Here is a 17,130-nt window from a genome sequence, read left to right as displayed (position 1 = left end):
TCCGTTGCCGTGGTGTGCGGCGACCTGCTGCACTGCTCGGGACGAGTTCACCGGGATCAAGGAGCAGCAATGCGCGCACCGTTCATGTCCACCCAGGAAGGAATCACTCCCACTTCAAAGGACATGACACCCGGTGCATATGCTCAACTTGGGAATTCTGGCGCACGTAGACGCCGGTAAGACAAGCCTCACCGAGCGGCTGCTGCACGCCGTCGGGGTCATCGACGAGATCGGCAGCGTCGACGACGGATCCACCCAGACCGATTCCCTCGCGCTGGAACGGCAGCGAGGCATCACGATCAAATCCGCCGTCGTCTCCTTCGCGATCGACGACGTCACGGTCAATCTGATCGACACACCCGGTCACCCGGACTTCATCGCCGAGGTGGAGCGGGTGCTGAGCGTGCTCGACGGCGCCGTGCTCGTCGTCTCGGCCGTGGAGGGCGTACAGGCGCAGACCCGTGTGCTGATGCGGACGCTCCAGCGGCTGCGGATTCCGACGCTCGTCTTCGTGAACAAGATCGACCGGGGTGGTGCGCAGTACGAGCGCGTGCTGGAGAAGATCTCCGCGCGGCTCACCCCCGCGATCGTCCCGATGGGCGCGGTCGGTGAACGGGGGACGAGGGACGCCCACTTCACCCCCTTCGACGACGCCCGGCTGAGGGCGCCGCTGCTCGACCTGCTCGCCGAGCACGACGACGAGCTGCTGGCCGCGTATGTCGAGGGTCGTGTCTCGGACGGCCGGCTCCGCGCCGCACTCGGCCGGCAGACCGGGCAGGCCCTGGTGCACCCGGTGTACTTCGGCTCGGCGACGACGGGCGCGGGTATCGCGGAACTGATGGGCGGGATCAAGGAGTTGCTGCCCTCCGGTGAGGGCGATGCGGACGGCCCGGTGTCGGGGACCGTCTTCAAGGTCGAGCGTGGTCCCGCGGGGGAGAAGATCGCGTATGCGCGGATGTTCTCCGGGACCCTGCGGACGCGTGACCGGCTGAACTTCCGCGACGGCGAGGAGGGGAAGGTCACCGCGATCAGCGTCTTCGACGGCGGCTCGGCCGTCCGTGAGACCTCCGTGGCCGCGGGGCGGATCGGCAAGCTCTGGGGCCTCGGAGACATCCGGATCGGCGACCCCCTCGGCCTGCCGCGGAAATCGTCGTCGGACGAGCTCCATTTCTCACCGCCCACCCTCGAAACGGTCGTGACCCCCTGCCGTCCGGGCGACAAAGGGGCCCTGCACCTCGCGCTCACCCAACTCGCCGAGCAGGACCCGCTGATCGATCTGCGCCAGGACGAGGTACGTAAGGAAACCTCCGTATCGCTCTACGGTGAGGTCCAGAAGGAGGTCATTCAGGCAACCCTTGCCGATGAATTCGGCATTGACGTCCTGTTCCGCGAGACGACACCTCTGTGCATCGAAAGGCCGGCCGGTACGGGTAGGGCCGTCGAGTTCAACGGCAAGGACCCCAATCCCTTTCTCGCGACCGTCGGACTGCGCATCGATCCGGGGCCTCTCGATTCGGGTGTGGAATTCCGCCTTGAGGTCGAACTCGGGGCGATGCCGTACGCGTTCTTCAAGGCGGTCGAGGACACCGTCAAGGAGACGCTGGCGCAGGGAATCCACGGATGGCAGGTCACCGACTGCACGGTCACCATGACGCATTCCGGCTACTCGCCAAGGCAGAGCCACGCCCACCAGGGCTTCGACAAGAGCATGTCCAGCACGGGCGCCGACTTCCGCGGGCTGACACCGCTCGTGGTGATGAGCGCCCTCCGGGAGGCGGGCACGCGGGTGTACGAGCCGATGCACCGCTTCCGCCTGGAGGCCCCGGCGGACACGCTGGGCGCGGTGCTGCCCGTGCTCGCGAAACAGCGCGCCGTTCCGCAGAGCACCCAGACGCACGGCGCGACGAGTGTGCTGGAGGGCCGGATCCCGGTCGCGCAGGTGCATCAACTGGAGCAGCAGCTACCGGGGTTGACGCGTGGCGAAGGCGAGCTGGAGTGCGTCTTCGACCACTACGCGCCGGTCGTTCGCGGCACGGTCGCGGACCGTCCGAGGACCGATCTCAACCCGCTCGACCGGAAGGAGTACCTGCTTAACGTGACGCGCCGGGTCTGAAAGTGACCCGCGCGGGGTTTGAACCTGACGTGCGCCGGGTCTGAACCAGAGCTGCCCCGGCGCCCGGTGAAACGAGAAACTTACTCATGAGTCAGGGGTGTTGACGGCTTCTGGAGCGGCCGCGACTGTAGTGAACATGTCGAAGTTACGTGCGCGTCTGCTCGGCGTCCTCGTGCTCCTCACCGGCTTCCTCACGGCGGCGGGCATCCAGCCCGCCGCCGCGGCCCCCCTCCCCGACTCCCTCTGGTTCGACGAATCCGCGGCTGCCACCCTCACCGTCGAGGACGGCCGCTTCACCGACGGGCTCGGCCGCGAGGTCGTGCTGCGCGGCTACAACGTCTCCGGTGAAACCAAGCTGGAGGAGAACAACGGCCTGCCCTTCGCGTCGGTCGCCGACGCCAAGAAGTCGGCCACGGCACTGCGTGCCCTCGGCGGCGGCAACACCGTGCGCTTCCTGCTCTCCTGGGCGCAGACCGAACCCGTACGCGGCCAGGTCGACACCACCTATCTCGCGGCGGCCACCGCTCAGATCGGCGCATTTCTCGACGCGGGAATCCGCGTCTATCCCGACTTCCATCAGGATCTCTACTCCCGCTACCTCTTCAACTCGGGCAGCTGGTACACCGGCGACGGTGCCCCCAAGTGGGCGGTGGAAGCCGGGAATTACCCCCAGGAGTCGTGCGGGATCTGCATCTTCTGGGGCCAGAACATCACCCAGAACCAGGCCGTGACAAAGGCGTCGTACGACTTCTGGCACAACACGTACGGACTCCAGGACGCCTTCCTCACCACGGCCCAGGCGACCATGGCCTACGTCAAACAGCACCTCACCACCACCCAGTTCGCGAGCGTCGTCGGCTTCGACCCGTACAACGAGCCGCACGCGGGCACGTACGACTCCGGTCAGACGAGCCGCACGTGGGAACGCGATGTGCTCTGGCCCTTCTATGTGAAGTTCCGGGCCCGGATGGACGCGGCCGGCTGGCAGGCCAAGCCCGCCTTCGTCGAACCGAACCTCTTCTGGAACGCCAACATCAGCTCCCAGAAGCAGGAGGGCGGACTGCTGGACGCGGGCACCATCGGCCCGCGCTATGTGTTCAACACCCACTTCTACGACCAGAAGGCGATCTCGGGCATTCTGATGTGGGGCAAGGCGGGGGACGGCCAGTACGCCACCGACTTCGGGACGGTGCGCGACCGGGCGTCGGCCGCCGGCACGACGGCGACCATCAGCGAGTTCGGCCACCCGCTGGCCGGGTCGGTCTCGGACAAGGCACCGACCGTCCTCAAGGCGATGTACCAGGCCTTCGACTCCCGCCAGCCGGGCGCGAGTTGGTGGTCCAATCCGTCCGCCTCCGGCCCGGTCCTCTCCGCCACCCAGTGGCAGTGGGACATCTACAACGGCCGCCATCACGAGCTGATGAACGACAACCCGGACAAGGTCCTGACCACCGGTGACGCCTGGAACGACGAGGACCTCTCCGCCGTACGCCTCGACGACTCGGGTACGGTCGTGCTGCGCCAGGACGCCCGCCTGCTGGACCGCGTCTATCCCAGCGCCACGGCGGGCACGGCGGTCGCCTTCACCTACGAGGACCGGTCGCGGGACGGTTCCACGACGCTGACCTGGAACCCGGTTCCGAGCTCCCTGCCCAATGTCTCCCAGCTCGTGGGATCAGGTCAGTACAGCCTTCTGGTCTGGCGTTCCGACGGCACGAGCGCTCCCACGGAACTCCATCTCCCGGCGTCCTTCCCGACGTCGTCCACCACAGTCGTCTCCGACCTCGGTACGACCGCCACCCCGCCCTCGTACACCACGACGACCCCGATCGCGGTGGCCCCCGAGCCGGGCGGCACCGGAAGCCGCCGCCTCCTGCTCACCGCTGCCGGCTCGGGGACTCTGCACTACGCGCTGGTCACGAACGGGGCGACCGCTCCGTCCGCCACTCTGCTGAGCGCGGCCCGGACCGAACTGGCGTCCTGGGCTGCGACGAAGTTCAACTAGCCGACGGAGCCGACCAGTTCGCCTCCACATGGCCGAGGCGAACGCGCTGGGGGTGGTCGCCGACCGGCACCGACACCGTCTTCAGCCCAGTGGCGAAGTCGATGGCGGTGACCTGGTCGGCGCCGCTCTCGGAGATGACACAGGACTTGCCGTCACCGCTGACGGTCGCCCAGTACGGCTTGGAGGCGGTGACGAGCGGGCCCTCCTGGAGGGTCGCCCGGTCCACGACGGTCGCGTAGTCGTCCATCGTGCCCGCGATGCACAGCTTGGTGCCCGCGGGGTTGATCGAAATGCCGTGGTGGCGGGAGTCGTTGACCCAGGTGGTGCGGTCCGTGCTGGTCGCCGGGTTCTTCGGGAGGGTCTTCACCCGGGTGATCCTGTCGGAGGCGATGTCGTACTCCAGGAAGCCGTTGAAGAACGACACCTGGAAGTACAGCTTGGACTCGTCGGCGCTGAACGCGGCGGGCCGTACCGCGTCGGAGTAGTCCGTGAGACCGATCGCGTCCAGCCGCTGACGCATGTCGATCACCTTGACCTGCTGGAAGGTGGCCGCGTCGACGACGGTGATGTACCGGTTGCCCTTCGTCCAGTCCAGCCACGGGTCGTCGAGGGCGGTGTTGACGTCACCGATGGCCATGTTCCAGATGTACTTGCCGTCGCTCGTGAAGATGTTCTCGTGCGGCTTGTCACCGGTGGCGAAGGAGCCGAGCTGCTTGCCGGTGTTGATGTCGAGGACGTGCACGGTGTTCCCGGTCGAGGCGGAGACCGCGACACGGGTGCCGTCCGGAGAAACCGCCATGTGGTCGGAGCGGTAACCGGACACGGCGAAGCGCCAGTTGATGTTCCCGGTGGCGAGGTCGATGGAGACGACATCGGCGAAGCTCGGGCGGGAGACGACCATCGACTTGCCGTCGGGCGTGGAGTACATGTCGTCGACGAACTGGTCGTGGCCCTCCCCGACGCCGTTGCGAATGGCGAGGAAGTAGATCCACTTGATCGGATCGGCGTTGATCGCGGCCAGCCGGGCTTCCTTGTCCGGCACGACGTTGATCCGGCCGATCTTCGCGAAGTCACCGGTGGACTTGATGACATCGGCGGTGCCGTCCCAGTTGTTGCCCACGAACATCACCTCGCGCAGCTCGGCGGCTGCGGAACTCTGCGCGGTGGCGGCGGTGGCCGTACCGCCGAGAGTGAGGGCGAGCGCGACGGCGACGGAGCAAAGGCGTCTGGGTCTGAGGACAGACATGTGGGTCCCTGTCGTAGGTGGGGAGTGCGGGTGGAAAGTTGCCTGTGGCAAGCGCATGACAAGGGAGAATCTGAACAGGCGCGCGTTCAGAGTTGACTTACTGGAAAGTAAGGAGGGGGCGGCCCTCTTCACAAGGGTCCGTACACGACAAAATTGCCGGAGCGTGAACGGTTCACCGGATGGACGGAGGGAGGACGCGTGGCGGGCAGGCTCAAACAGCCGACAGGCCGTTACGGGGGCAGAACCGCCGAGGAGCGGCAGGCCGAGCGCCGCCGCCGTTTCCTGGAAGCAGGACTCCAACTGTTCGGCGACAGCCTGGGCTTCAGGTCCACGACGGTCGCCGCACTGAGTGAGGCGGCGGGCCTGTCGACCCGTCAGTTCTACGAGGAGTTCCGCACCCTCGAAGACGTCCTGGCCGCCCTGCACCTCCAGGTCAACGACTGGGCCGAGGGGGCCGCCCTCGCCGCCCTCGCCGAAGCGGGGGACCTGCCGCTTCCCGAGCGCGCCACCGCGATCTTCCGTGCCTACGCAGCGAACGTGACGAGCGATCCGCGCCGCATCCGCATCACCTTCGTCGAAATCATCGGCGTGAGCCCACGGTTGGAGGAACAACGGCTGGCCCGCCGTTCCCGCTGGGTGGAGTTCATCTGCGCGGAGGCGGCCGCGGCCGCCGTCCGCGGCGAGGCCGCACCACGCGACTACCGCCTCGCCGCGACGGCCTTCATCGGCAGCGTGAACGGGCTGCTCCACGACTGGAACGCCGGGTGGGTGGACGCGACCCTCGACGAGGTGGTCGAGGAACTCGTCCGGCAGTTGCTGGGGTTCCTGCGGCCCGCGGGGTGGGATCCGGACGACAACCCGCACTGCGACGGCGGCCAGTGACGTCACCTCGCGGATCAGCCTGAAGAAGGTGATTTTCCTGGGCCGGGGCGGCTGGGTCAGGGAATCCTGAGCTCGCTGTAGGTCACGGTGACGGTCTTCCCGGGGCGCAGTATGTCCAGGCTGTGGTCCTCGACGACGACGGACGGCGGGTCGACGTTCCTGTCGCTGATCTCGATCCCCGCCAGGAACAGCCGGGGGCTCTCGGGCATCCAGCCGAGGAGCGGGACGTACCGGCTGTACTCCTCCGAGCGCACTGTGATCGTGAGGTATACGGGCTTCGAAGGGTTGTCGGCCTTCGTGCGGCGGGCCCATGGCATCGAGCCCTGCCTCGACATGTCGATGTCCCGCTCCAGTTGCTCGGCGAGCCGCTTGTGGACCAAGTAGCTCAGCCCCGCGAAGACAAGGGCCCACGCCAGTGCCTGTCCACCGGCCTTGAGTCCGGCTCTCCAGGGAGACGCGGGCCGCATCGACGGCGTGACCACCGGCGTCGGTGACGGTTCGACGACCGGCGCTGTCGTGGGTGACGGTTCGACGACGGGCGCCGTCGTGGGCGTCGCTGTGGGTGTCTGCGGTACCTCGACGGGTGGCGGGGTGCTCGGCGTCGGTGTGGGTTTCGCGGTCGGGGCGGAGGTCGACGGGGGTGGGGGGAGGGGGGCCGACGGCGCCGGTTTCGGCGGCAGATGCTCGACACCTGCGGCCGCGAGCCTGGCTGACACGCCCGTCGTCCGGCCGCCCTCGCTCGTGACGACGAGCTTGACCGCGGGCGGGAGGGGCTTGCCCGTGGTGAGGGCCGCCCTCGTCTGCCGAAGCAGCCCGAGCAGCCGGATGCGCCCCGGCACGTCCTTCGTGGCCTCGACCCGCTGGATCAGGCCGTCAAGGTTCTTCCCCAGGTTCCGAGCCGGGTCGATCGCGGTGGCGCTGCTGACATTCCCGGTGACTGCGAGGGACTTGTTGTCGGCCAGGTGCACCTCGCCGGTCCGGGTGTTGTAGGCGACGCCGTCGAAGCCCGACTGCGTCACGCCGTGACCGCCTGCGCCGCTGGGGCCTTCGAAGAAGATCCAGCCCTCGGACTCTTTGTAGTGCGTGAACCCCATCGCCTGCTCGCCCGCGTATCCGCGGGCGTGCCGCGGGTCCATCGGTTGCCGTGCGACACCGACTGCCGTCCCGCGGACGACTGGTGGCGGCTTGCGGCCGTCCGCCAACGCCATTGCGGCCGCCTCCGCGTCTTGCTCGAACGGGCTGTCGACCTCGGCTCCGGCCGCAGGTCCCCCGAGCCGCTGCTGAACGACGTGGATCAGCTCGTGTGCGAGCGCGTGCTGTCCGGCACGCGTCCGCAGCGACGGGACGTCGCCGCCGAGGACGATGTCGTCTCCCACGGTGTAGGCACGGGCCTCCATCCGACGGGCCGACGTCGCGGCCGCCCCGTCACTATGGATCCGGACGTCGCTCAGGTCGTACCCGAGCAGCCCCTCCATCGTCGACCGCATCATCGGAGCCAGGGGCGCACCTGACGACCTGGCGGAGAGCCACGACGTGGCCTCGGCAGACATCGCAACGCCGGCTCGGGGTGGGGCGGAACGGTGGACCACCGCCCGTTGCGCATGCCGGGTCACGTGCCACCCCTCTCCGTGCTCCTGCCGCGAGCGCCGCACACCCTGCCGCCCCGACGTCACCGAAGCGTCACTGTGGCATCACCGTCACGCGGTGCCGCCGCGGTGACGAAGACATCTCGCACTGCCGGTAAGCCTGTTCACGTGCTTCGACCACCGGTGCGGAGCCGAGCCTGCGGCCCCTGGGCTGTCCCAGAGCCTGACTTTCGAGGAGCGTGGCGTCAGGGCCACTACCCAGCGAGCCGGTTCACTCCATCGAGGACAGGGCTCACCCCGTCCTCAGTACCGATGCCGGCAGCCAGACTCTGGGCACGCCGCCGATACGACGGTTCCGTCGTGGCCCGTACGAGAGCCGCCTCGAGACGGTAGGAGGTGAGGCCGCGCAGCGGCACGGCCCGGGGTGCTACGCCGAGGGAGACGAGGCGGGCCGCCCAGAACCCCTCGTCGAACTGGATCGGTAAGGGCACGGCCGGCACCCCGGCCCGCAGCCCGGCCGCCGTCGTACCCGCGCCCCCGTGATGGACCACCGCGGCCATCTGCGGAAAGAGCACGGAGTGCGGTACCTCATCGACCGTGAACATGTCGTCGCCGGCGCCTCGCAGCCCACCCCAGCCCCGCTGGATCACCCCGCGCAGCCCGGCTGCCCGCAGGGCGCGTACGACTTCGGCGCTGAGCCACTCGGGATCGGGCACGGTGGCGCTGCCCAGACCCACGAAGACCGGGGGAGGCCCTGAGTCCAGGAAGTCCCGCAGTGGCAGCGGGAGTTGGCCCCTCTTGTTGCCGTCACCGCCGTCACCGCCGTCGCAGTCGTAGCCGTCGTACGGCCACCAGTACCCGGCGACATCCAGCCCGGCACGCCAGTCGCGCGGGCGTCGCACCACAAGAGGACTGAACCCGTGGTACACGGGCCAGCCCTCCCGCTCGCGGGCGCGACGCGCGGCGCCGGGACCGCTGCGCGGCAGACCGAGCCGGGCCCGTAGGGTGCGCACGGTCTGGGCGAACACTCGCTCCACGGCCATGTTCACGCCGTACCCGGCCGCCCGGTTCACCGCGGGCCCCCAGGAGCGGACCCCGGTCACCGGAGGTGCGAACTCCCTTGTGGGAGCGAGGGGTTGGAGATACACCCCCATGCTTGGCAGGGACAGCCCTTCGGCGACGGCATGCCCGAGTGGTCCCAGGGAACTGGACAGCAGGAGTACGTCGCTGGCGTGCGCGGCCTCGATCAGGTCGTCGGTCATCTGCCCGACCAGGGACCTGGCCATCTCGACCACCCGGATGAGCTTCCCGGCCCCGCTGGTGCTGCGGTGCAGCCCCTGCCCGCGTACCGACTCCAACTCGGCCCGCGGATCCACCGGCAGCGCGTGAAACGCGACCCCCGAACCGGCCACCAGCCGCGCGAAACACCCATGCGTCACCAGGGTGACCTCGTGCCCGGCACGCGCAAGACCGTGCCCGAGACCGGTGTACGGCGCCACGTCGCCCCGCGAACCCGCGGTCATGATCGCTACTCGGACGACGGTCAGTATGGCGCGATTCACGGCCGGGGTCCCGCAGGTGGGTCCTCGATGAGCTCGGCCTGCGCGATCGTGTCCACGCGGTGGTCTTCGCTTTCGGCCAAGGCTTGGTGCGTCCAGGGGGCTGGCGTCGCAGCGACCTGGCCATGGCGCAAAGTCGCTCTAGCTCGCCTCCAACCGGAATGATCGAATCGGTCCTTGATTCGATCTCAATGGTGGGAGTTCTGGCGTGCGTTCCATGTCGTACGAGGATCTGTACCGTGAAGTGTCCGCGGATATCGAGGCGGAGCGGGAAGAGACTCTCGAACGGCTCGGCAGATCGGCGAAAGCGGTCAAAGAGGCGGTCGCCGAACTCCTACGTCATCGCAAGTTCAAGTACCCGCTGTCAGTACTGCCGATGATCGTCCATGGCATTGAGACCGGCACGCTCCGACCGGCTGTTCCGCTGGCCGTCGTGCATGAGCTGTGGTGGACTTCGGCGTGCTATCTGGACGACCTGGCCGACGGGCAGGGAGCGTTTGTCGCCGGTGACCTCAGTGAGAGCGAGGCGCTGCTCGCCACGGTCATCAGCGGAAATCCGCTTCCTGTTCTCGTCGTCAACTCGCCACGGATTCCGGAGTCGGTGCGCGGAGCTCTCACGGCGGAGGTCGTGAACTGCTGGATCGTCGCGACCGAGGGGCAACTGAGCGACCTGGGCGGGGACGTGGGTGCCGTGGCGCGGGACTCGGTGGTCACGGCGTACAGAGGGAAGTCCGGCGCACCCTTCAGCGCGATCACGGCAATGGCTGCGGAACTGGCGGGTGTTGAGAAAGGAAGGGTGGAGCTCTGGCGTGAGTTCGGCAATGTCTTCGGTGTCCTGTGGCAGATGTTCAACGACCAGGAAGACATCCTGTCCGGCCGCAACGAAGACCTGCTGAACGGCACGGTGACCTACCTTTTCGCGTGTGCCGTTGAGGAGGCGGCTCCCCATTACCGGGAGCGTGTCCTTGGCCTGCACGCCGACGCCAGGAATTCTCATCACGCCAGAGCGGAACTCACCGAAGTACTCCTGGCACCGGACGTTCTGCGGCGCTACGAAGAGGACATCGACACATTCCGCCATGAGGCGCACGCCATTCTGGACGAACTGGGCGGCGACGAAGCCTATGTGCCGGTGCTGCGGCAGCTCGTGGACCACTCCTCCCGGATGCTTCTCCAGCCCGGCCTCGTCAGCGCGGGGGCGGCTTCGGCGTAGGGAAGCCGGCGAGGGCGGAGTCGATCCTGGTCATGGGAGCTTCTTGGGCTCCTGGACCGCGGCCTCTGCCCGGACGGGGCGACGGCTGCCGGTGACCTTGGAGGCCGGCAGACGTCCGGCCTTGGAGGTACCGGTGAGGGTGTCGCCCTCGACCGTCACGGCGAAGGCCAGGTTCAGGCGCAGGGGCTTGGTGATGGCCTGAGTCCAGGTGAGGCGGTCGCCGTCGAGGGCGACGTCGCCGAGCGGGACTTCCTCTCCCGCCCCGTGGGCCGTCCCGGTCAGGACGCCGTCCTGCCGACGGAGTTCGACCACGGCCTTGATCTTGCCGATGGGGGTGGAGACGGACAGGTCCCAGGTGCCTTCGACGGACATGCTGTTCTTCCTCACGGTGCGGTGCGGGATGGACGTACGCGTGAGCCTGTGGCTGGTCAGAGGCCGACGGGCGCAGGGCCCTGGTGGCGCCAGACCGTGCCGCGGCGCTCGTGGGCGAACAACTCCTCGACCGCGTGGGCGATCCGGGGGCCCACCTCGCGCTCCAGCAGATACAGGGCCAGGTCGAGTCCGGAGGTGACACCGGCGCCCGTGACGAGGTCGCCGTCGTCGACGACGCGGGCGCGGACCACGTGCACGCCGGTGGCGTCGAGCATGTCCAGGCCCAGGTGATGGGTGGTGGCGTGGCGGTCCTCCAGCAGGCCGGCCATCGCCAGGACGAGCGAACCCCCGCACACCGCGGCGGTCGTCACCTCCGGATTCCCCATCGCCTCCTTCATCAGCGCGGGCAGTTCGGTGGCCAGCGTGCGGCCGAGCAGCACGGGGATGAACTCGTCCTGCCGCCACTCCCCGGCCCCCGCGTCCTGGTCAGGGACCTCACCGGGCTCTCCGACCCGGCCCGAGGCGCCAGGAACCAGGATCAGGCCCGCCCGCCCGGGGTCGAGGGCGCCGGTGGCCCGCAACGCGAGGCCACCGGTACCGCTGACCACCTCGCGCGCCCCCTCGGCGGAAACCAGTTCCACGCTCACCGCGCCGCCGGACGCGGTACCGCCCGCGTACAACACCTCATAGGGGGCGATGACATCGAGCGGATCGAAGCCGTCGAACAAGACGATCTGGGCGTGCATGCGAATTCCTTCGGACGCTGTACGGAAGCCGGGCTCTGCGCCGGACATCTCGACGCTAAACCGGCCACCGAACCGTCTCCCAGTGGCATTGATGACAGCTTCCAACGGGATATCGCCATTGCTCGGAGGGCGGTCATAGCCGGGAGAACCGCAGGCCATCGCATACTTCTCCCGCCCGCCTGCAGGGTGCGAAGATCGAGAGACCTACATCTGACCGGGGGCGTGGATGAGCGTGCTGATCAGGCCTGCGCGGGCGGCGGAAGCCGAGATCCTCAGCGACTTGGCACTGCGATCCAAGGCGCATTGGGGCTATGACGCGGACTTCCTGGACGCGTGCCGGGACGAACTCACCGTCGGCGCAAGTGAAGTCGCACACCGGCGAGCCACGGTGGCCGACGAAGACGGCCGCATCCTGGGCTTCACGACTCTTGAGGGGAAGCCACCCATAGGCGTTCTGGGGATGATGTTCGTCGAGCCGCAGTCCATCGGCCGGGGGATCGGCCGACTGCTGTTCGGGCACACCATCGCTGCCGGACGAGACCTGGGGTTCACCCGGCTCACGATCGACGCGGACCCGAACGCCGAGCCCTTCTACCGTGGGATGGGCGCGGTGCGCATAGGAGACGTCCCCTCGGGTTCCATCGCCGGGAGGGTGCTGCCGCAGATGGCCATCACCATCCAGCGCTGAACCAGCCCTGTTCGACCGGTGGCCGGCTCAGGCGAGTGTCTTGAGGAGGGCGGTTGCCAACTCGGCGGAGGAGCCCGGGTTCTGGCCCGTGATCAGGTTCCGGTCGGAGACCACGTACGAGGCCCACGGCTCGCCCTCGGTGTACTCCACGCCGAGCGCGACGAGGCGGTCCTGCAACCGCCACTTGACCTTGTCGCCGAGTCCGGACTGGGCTTCCTCGGCGTTGGTGAACCCGGTGACGCGGTAGCCGCCGAGCGGCGAGGTGCCGTCCGGCTGCTCGGTCGCGAGCAGGGCGGCCACGCCGTGACAGACCAGCGCCAGGGGCCGGCCGGCGTCCAGGGTGGCGGTGATCAGCCGGGCGGAGTCGGCGTCCGTCGACAGGTCCTCCATCGGGCCGTGACCGCCGGGGTAGAAGACCGCCAGGTAGTCGGCGGGGTCGACATCGGCCAGAGCGATCGGCCGGCGCAGTACGGCTGCCTGGTCCAGCAACGCGGCGACGGCCTCGGCGCCCTCCGCTCCGCCGTTGAACTCCGGTGCGAGGCTCGCCGGATCGACCGTGGTCGCTGCGCCGCCCGGGGTGGCGACGACCACCTCGTGCCCGGCCTCGGTGATGGCGCGATAGGGGGCCGCGAACTCCTCGGCCCAGAAACCCGTGGGATGCAGGGTGCCGTCGTTCAGCGTGAGATGGTCGGCCTTCGTCATGACGAAGAGGATCTTGCCCACAGTGCGTACTCCTTCGGTGCTGATCCGGCGGCGGCAGACCGCGCACGCCGGTTGACGGTCCCGACGGTAGATCGCCGTGCCATCGTAAAACCAATAGGCTCCTCCCTATGCCCGATAGGAATACCGATGGAATGCGGACCGGCGACAAGGCGTTGGATCTGACCCAGTTGCGCACGTTCCTCGCCGTGTACCGGGCCGGTTCCCTCACCGAGGCGGCCCGCCGTCTGAAGCTCGCCCAGCCCACCGTCACCAGCCAGATCCGCTCCCTGGAGCGGCAGCTCGACCGCCAGCTCTTCGAGCGGCTGCCCCGTGGAGTCGCCCCCACCGCCGTGGCCGACGACCTGGCCGCCCGGATCGCGGCCCCCATGGACCAGCTCGCCACGGTGGCCGACCGCGACACGTCGGGCGTCACCGAGCCGGTACACCTGGGAGGGCCCGCCGAACTGCTGTCCGTCCGTGCGCTGCCGGCCCTCGCGCCGCTGGTGGCGCAGGGGCTGCAACTACGCGTCACCCCCGGGCTGGCCGACGACCTGCTCGACGGTCTGCGCGCCGGGCGCTTCGACCTGGTCCTGTCCGCCGTGCGTCCGCGCGGGCGCTCGGTTCTGGCGACACCACTGATGGACGAGGAGTTCGTCCTGGTGAGCGCGCCGTCCTGGGCCGCCCGCATCGGCCCGCTCACCAGCGACGACCCCCACCCTCTGCACGCCGTCCCCCTGGTCACGTACGCCGAGGACATGCCGATCGCACGCCGCTACTGGCGCCACGTCTTCCGCACCCGGCTGACCCTGCGGCCCGCCTTGGTGATGGCCGACCTGCGCGGCGTCCTGTCCGCCGTCGCCGCGGGAGCGGGATTCACCGTACTTCCCAGCTACCTGTGCGCCGACGAGCTGCGGACCGGCGCCCTCGTCGCTCTCGTCGAGCCCGAGGACCCGCCCATCAACACGGGCTTCCTCGCCCAGCGCACCGGATCCGTGCTCGGCCACGACGCCGTGCGGGTCCGGGACGCACTCCTCGACGCCGCCCGGTCCTGGTAGGCCGGAGCCGAGGCGCTTACCGCGGGCGCCGATGAGCGTCCGCCCGCATGACCTCGCTGAAGAAGTCCCAGATGGCGGCCGGGGCATTGAGCGTGTGATCGGTCCTGCCCATGAGCCGGGGGAAGCGGTAGTCGGGATTGGGGATCGTGTGGCCGCCGCCGGAGACCGCGAACGCCACGACGGGAGCCTTGCCGGGCTGGGAGTAGCGGGTCTCGGTGACCAACGGACCGTCCGCGCCGGACCCGTCCAGAGGCAACGTTGCGGGCGGCCAGCTGGTCGGAGGCTCGGTGATGCCGTTGACCTCGGCGAAGGCACGGGCGGTGGCCTCGGCGGACAGGACCGTGCCGCGCTTCTGGAAGCCGAAGATGCTTGCCTCGCCGCCCTCGTACGGCATGATCGGGTCGCGCGTACCGGCGACGAGCAGCACCGGCAGCGGACGCTTCGGCTCCGTGACGGTCCACTGGTCCGGAGTGGGCAGGCCCGCCCCGATCACCGCGATGGCGGCGATCCTCTCCGGCGTCCGGGCGGCGAGACGGAAGGCCATCTGCCCGCCGTTGGAGAAGCCGGTGACGAACACCCGGGCGGGGTCGATGCCGTGACGCTCCCGGAACCGCTCGACGAGCGCGCCGATCAGCCCTTCGTCGTCGACGTCCTCCTTGCGGGCGGGGGTGACCGCGGCGGTGCGGCCGTCGTTCCAGCCGCGCTTGTAGCCGTCCGGATACACCACCGCGAACCCGTGCCGCTCGGCCAGCTTGTCGAAGCCGTATCCGGTGGCCGTACGAATGGTCTTCCCGTCCTGCTGCGAGCCGTGCAGTACGAACAGCAGCGGCGCGCCGGGCGGCAGATCGGCGGGAACGAAGGCCCGGTACGCACGCGACCGGTCGTCCACGGTGATCGTGGCCACCGTCACCGGGGCGCTCAGCTGCGGCTCAGCGGGCTTGGGGCTGTGCAGGAAGTACCCGTACGCGGCGGCGCACACCAGCGCCACCACGCCGATCACGGCCAGTGCCGTCACCGACGCGCTCACCGGCGTGCCCCCTGGTCCATCGCGCAGGAACGGACGGTCACCGTCTGCTCTGCCACCACGCCGCCTGCATGGTCGGCCGCGCCCGTCATGAATACCCGCATCGCCTTGCCCTCACTTCGTTCCACGTCGTTCTGCCTGTGCCTTCACCTTGCGGTGGTGGCTCGGGGGTATCCAGGGACCAGGAGTCCGTGGCTGGCCGACGTGCCCCGCCGTACCGTGGTGACCATGGACAAGCACGCTCTCGCGGAGTTCCTGCGCGGCAAGCGGGAACGCGTACGCCCGGAGGACGTCGGTCTGCCGCACGGGCCCAGGCGTCGCACTCCGGGGCTGCGCCGCGAGGAGGTCGCCCAGCTCGCGCACATTTCCGTGGACCACTACAGCCGCCTGGAACAGGCCCGAGGACGCCATCCCTCGCACGCCGTCCTGACCGGCATCGCCCGCGCGCTGCGCCTGTCCGACCAGGAGCGCACCCACCTCTTCCGCCTCGCCGGAGAGGCGGCACCCGAGCCTGCCCAGGGGCCCTCGCAGGTCGTGGACCCCGGCACGCTGAAGCTGCTGGATCGCCTCACCGACGCCGGAGCCCTCGTGCTCGACAACACCTGCCGGGTGCTGGCCTGGAACCCCCTGGCGGCAGCCCTCTTCGAGGACTTCTCCGCCCTGACCGGCTCGGACCGCAACGTCATCCGCCGCTACTTCCTGCACCCCGACCCCGAGCACCGCGGCTACGGCATGACCCGGCCCCACCGGTTCGTGACCGCCGCCGTCAGCTATCTGCGCGTCGCCACCGCCCGCTACCCGGACAACGCCGAACTCCGCGGCCTCGTCGACGAACTGCTCGCCGGCAGCGAGGACTTCGCCCGGCTGTGGAACTCCCACGAGCTGCGCATCGAACACCACAACCACCAGGAGATCCAGCACCCCCAAGTCGGGCCGATCGACCTGGACTTCGACGTCCTGACCGTGCCGGGCCAGGACCACCAGCTGATCATCTTCACCGCTGAACCCGACTCCCGCGCCTACCGGACGCTGCAACTGCTCAAAGTCATCGGCACCCAGCGCATGGACATCGCCACCTGATCAGACGCCGAGTTGCCGTTCGGCTCCGGTCACCGTCTGCTCCAGCAGGACCGCGATCGTCATCGGGCCGACGCCACCCGGCACGGGTGTGATCAGACCGGCCCGGGCGGCGGCGGTGTCGAAGTCGACGTCGCCGACGTTCCCGGCGTTGTAGCCCGCGTCGATGACGACGGCTCCTGGCTTGATGTCCTCGCCGCGGATCAGCCGGGGCCGCCCCACGGCGGCCACCACGATGTCCGCCTCCCGTACAACCGAGGACAGATCCGTCGTACGGGAGTGGCAGTACGTCACCGTCGCGTCGCGGCCGAGCAGCAGCATGCCGACCGGCTTGCCGAGGATCGCGCTGCGGCCCACGACGACGGCACGCTTGCCGGCCGGGTCGACGTCGTACTCGTCGAGGAGCCGCATGATGCCCCCCGGTGTGCAGGACACGAAGCCGGGGAGCCCGAAACTCATCGCCGAGTACGAGCTCAGCGTCACCCCGTCGACGTCCTTCTCCGGCGCGATGGCCTCGAACGCGGCCCGCTCGTCGATGTGCGGACCGACAGGGTGCTGGAGCAGGATGCCGTGCACGGTGGGGTCGGCGGACAGCTCGTCGAGCGCGCCGACCAGTTCGGCCGTGGTGGTTTCGGCGGGCAGGGTGACGTGCCGCGACTCGATACCGGCCTTGCGGCTGCGGTTCTGCTTCATCCGGACGTAGGTGACCGAGGCGGGGTCCTCGCCGACCAGCACCGTCGCCAGGCACGGCGACGCACCGGTGCGGTCCTTGAGGCCGGCCGCACGCTTCGCGGTCTCCTCGACGATGCGGCGCGCGAGACCGGCGCCGTCCATGAGCTGGGCCTGGGACATGAGCTGCTCC

General features: G+C 69.2%; 16 protein-coding genes. 7 read left to right on the top strand and 9 right to left on the bottom strand.

Going from position 1 to position 17,130, the window contains the following annotated elements:
- Positions 1 to 139 precede the first annotated feature (139 nt).
- Both OG266_RS03490 and OG266_RS03485 read left to right on the top strand, forming a co-directional pair.
- Positions 140 to 2,113, top strand: coding sequence for a GTP-binding protein (locus OG266_RS03490; protein WP_371552636.1), 1,974 nt, complete (start codon positions 140 to 142; stop codon positions 2,111 to 2,113).
- A 136-nt stretch (positions 2,114 to 2,249) separates the two neighbouring features.
- The gene (locus tag OG266_RS03485; RefSeq protein WP_371542572.1) at positions 2,250 to 4,118 is read left to right on the top strand and encodes a cellulase family glycosylhydrolase; all 1,869 of its coding nucleotides are present in this window, start codon (positions 2,250 to 2,252) and stop codon (positions 4,116 to 4,118) included.
- On the opposite strand, the gene OG266_RS03480 is transcribed toward OG266_RS03485, so the two are convergent.
- Positions 4,111 to 5,364 (bottom strand): YncE family protein, encoded by a 1,254-nt coding sequence (locus OG266_RS03480; RefSeq protein WP_371542569.1) that lies wholly within the window; start codon positions 5,362 to 5,364, stop codon positions 4,111 to 4,113. The genes OG266_RS03485 and OG266_RS03480 overlap by 8 nt on opposite strands.
- Positions 5,365 to 5,562: 198 nt before the next feature.
- Between OG266_RS03480 and OG266_RS03475 the strand changes: the two genes are divergently transcribed.
- Positions 5,563 to 6,246, top strand: coding sequence for a TetR/AcrR family transcriptional regulator (locus tag OG266_RS03475; RefSeq protein WP_371542567.1), 684 nt, complete (start codon positions 5,563 to 5,565; stop codon positions 6,244 to 6,246).
- Positions 6,247 to 6,302: 56 nt separating this feature from the next.
- Here OG266_RS03475 and OG266_RS03470 read toward each other — a convergent pair whose 3' ends face one another.
- Together OG266_RS03470 and OG266_RS03465 are read right to left on the bottom strand one after the other, a co-directional pair.
- On the bottom strand, positions 6,303 to 7,736 hold the full coding sequence (locus OG266_RS03470) for a DUF4157 domain-containing protein (RefSeq protein ID WP_371542565.1): 1,434 nt from the start codon (positions 7,734 to 7,736) through the stop codon (positions 6,303 to 6,305).
- A 350-nt stretch (positions 7,737 to 8,086) separates the two neighbouring features.
- Entirely contained in the window at positions 8,087 to 9,355 is a 1,269-nt protein-coding gene (locus OG266_RS03465; RefSeq protein WP_371552634.1) for a glycosyltransferase, read from the bottom strand.
- Positions 9,356 to 9,608: 253 nt separating this feature from the next.
- Between OG266_RS03465 and OG266_RS03460 the strand changes: the two genes are divergently transcribed.
- Positions 9,609 to 10,604 (top strand): hypothetical protein, encoded by a 996-nt coding sequence (locus OG266_RS03460; RefSeq protein WP_371542562.1) that lies wholly within the window; start codon positions 9,609 to 9,611, stop codon positions 10,602 to 10,604.
- A 30-nt stretch (positions 10,605 to 10,634) separates the two neighbouring features.
- On the opposite strand, the gene OG266_RS03455 is transcribed toward OG266_RS03460, so the two are convergent.
- A complete protein-coding gene (locus tag OG266_RS03455) occupies positions 10,635 to 10,976 on the bottom strand; it encodes a hypothetical protein (RefSeq protein WP_371542560.1) in 342 nt (113 codons plus the stop codon).
- Positions 10,977 to 11,032: 56 nt separating this feature from the next.
- Positions 11,033 to 11,722: a DJ-1/PfpI family protein gene (locus OG266_RS03450; RefSeq protein WP_266471735.1), complete on the bottom strand. Its 690-nt coding sequence runs from the start codon at positions 11,720 to 11,722 to the stop codon at positions 11,033 to 11,035.
- A 226-nt stretch (positions 11,723 to 11,948) separates the two neighbouring features.
- Here OG266_RS03450 and OG266_RS03445 point away from each other — a divergent pair, with 226 nt between their 5' ends.
- Positions 11,949 to 12,410 carry a GNAT family N-acetyltransferase gene (locus tag OG266_RS03445; protein ID WP_371542557.1) on the top strand — a complete coding sequence of 154 codons (462 nt, stop codon included), beginning with the start codon at positions 11,949 to 11,951 and terminating at the stop codon, positions 12,408 to 12,410.
- Positions 12,411 to 12,437: 27 nt separating this feature from the next.
- Here OG266_RS03445 and OG266_RS03440 read toward each other — a convergent pair whose 3' ends face one another.
- Positions 12,438 to 13,133, bottom strand: a complete 696-nt coding sequence (locus tag OG266_RS03440) for a type 1 glutamine amidotransferase domain-containing protein (protein WP_371542554.1) — start codon at positions 13,131 to 13,133, stop codon at positions 12,438 to 12,440.
- 107 nt (positions 13,134 to 13,240) lie between these two features.
- Here OG266_RS03440 and OG266_RS03435 point away from each other — a divergent pair, with 107 nt between their 5' ends.
- A complete protein-coding gene (locus tag OG266_RS03435) occupies positions 13,241 to 14,167 on the top strand; it encodes a LysR family transcriptional regulator (RefSeq protein WP_266471727.1) in 927 nt (308 codons plus the stop codon).
- A 16-nt stretch (positions 14,168 to 14,183) separates the two neighbouring features.
- On the opposite strand, the gene OG266_RS03430 is transcribed toward OG266_RS03435, so the two are convergent.
- Both OG266_RS03430 and OG266_RS03425 read right to left on the bottom strand, forming a co-directional pair.
- A complete protein-coding gene (locus tag OG266_RS03430; RefSeq protein WP_371542550.1) occupies positions 14,184 to 15,194 on the bottom strand; it encodes a PHB depolymerase family esterase in 1,011 nt (336 codons plus the stop codon).
- Positions 15,191 to 15,319 (bottom strand): hypothetical protein, encoded by a 129-nt coding sequence (locus OG266_RS03425; RefSeq protein WP_371542547.1) that lies wholly within the window; start codon positions 15,317 to 15,319, stop codon positions 15,191 to 15,193. The genes OG266_RS03430 and OG266_RS03425 overlap by 4 nt, the downstream gene beginning before the upstream one ends.
- 100 nt (positions 15,320 to 15,419) lie before the next feature.
- Here OG266_RS03425 and OG266_RS03420 point away from each other — a divergent pair, with 100 nt between their 5' ends.
- Positions 15,420 to 16,271, top strand: a complete 852-nt coding sequence (locus tag OG266_RS03420; RefSeq protein WP_371542545.1) for a helix-turn-helix transcriptional regulator — start codon at positions 15,420 to 15,422, stop codon at positions 16,269 to 16,271.
- Here the strand turns inward: OG266_RS03420 and OG266_RS03415 are convergent, their stop codons facing one another.
- Positions 16,272 to 17,120: a bifunctional 5,10-methylenetetrahydrofolate dehydrogenase/5,10-methenyltetrahydrofolate cyclohydrolase gene (locus tag OG266_RS03415; protein ID WP_371542542.1), complete on the bottom strand. Its 849-nt coding sequence runs from the start codon at positions 17,118 to 17,120 to the stop codon at positions 16,272 to 16,274.
- Positions 17,121 to 17,130 lie beyond the last annotated feature (10 nt).

This window comes from Streptomyces sp. NBC_00554, from assembly GCF_041431135.1.
GTDB lineage: Bacteria > Actinomycetota > Actinomycetes > Streptomycetales > Streptomycetaceae > Streptomyces.
The sequence above is the reverse complement of the archived record's forward strand: the minus strand, read 5'-3'. Positions and strand labels throughout refer to the sequence as shown.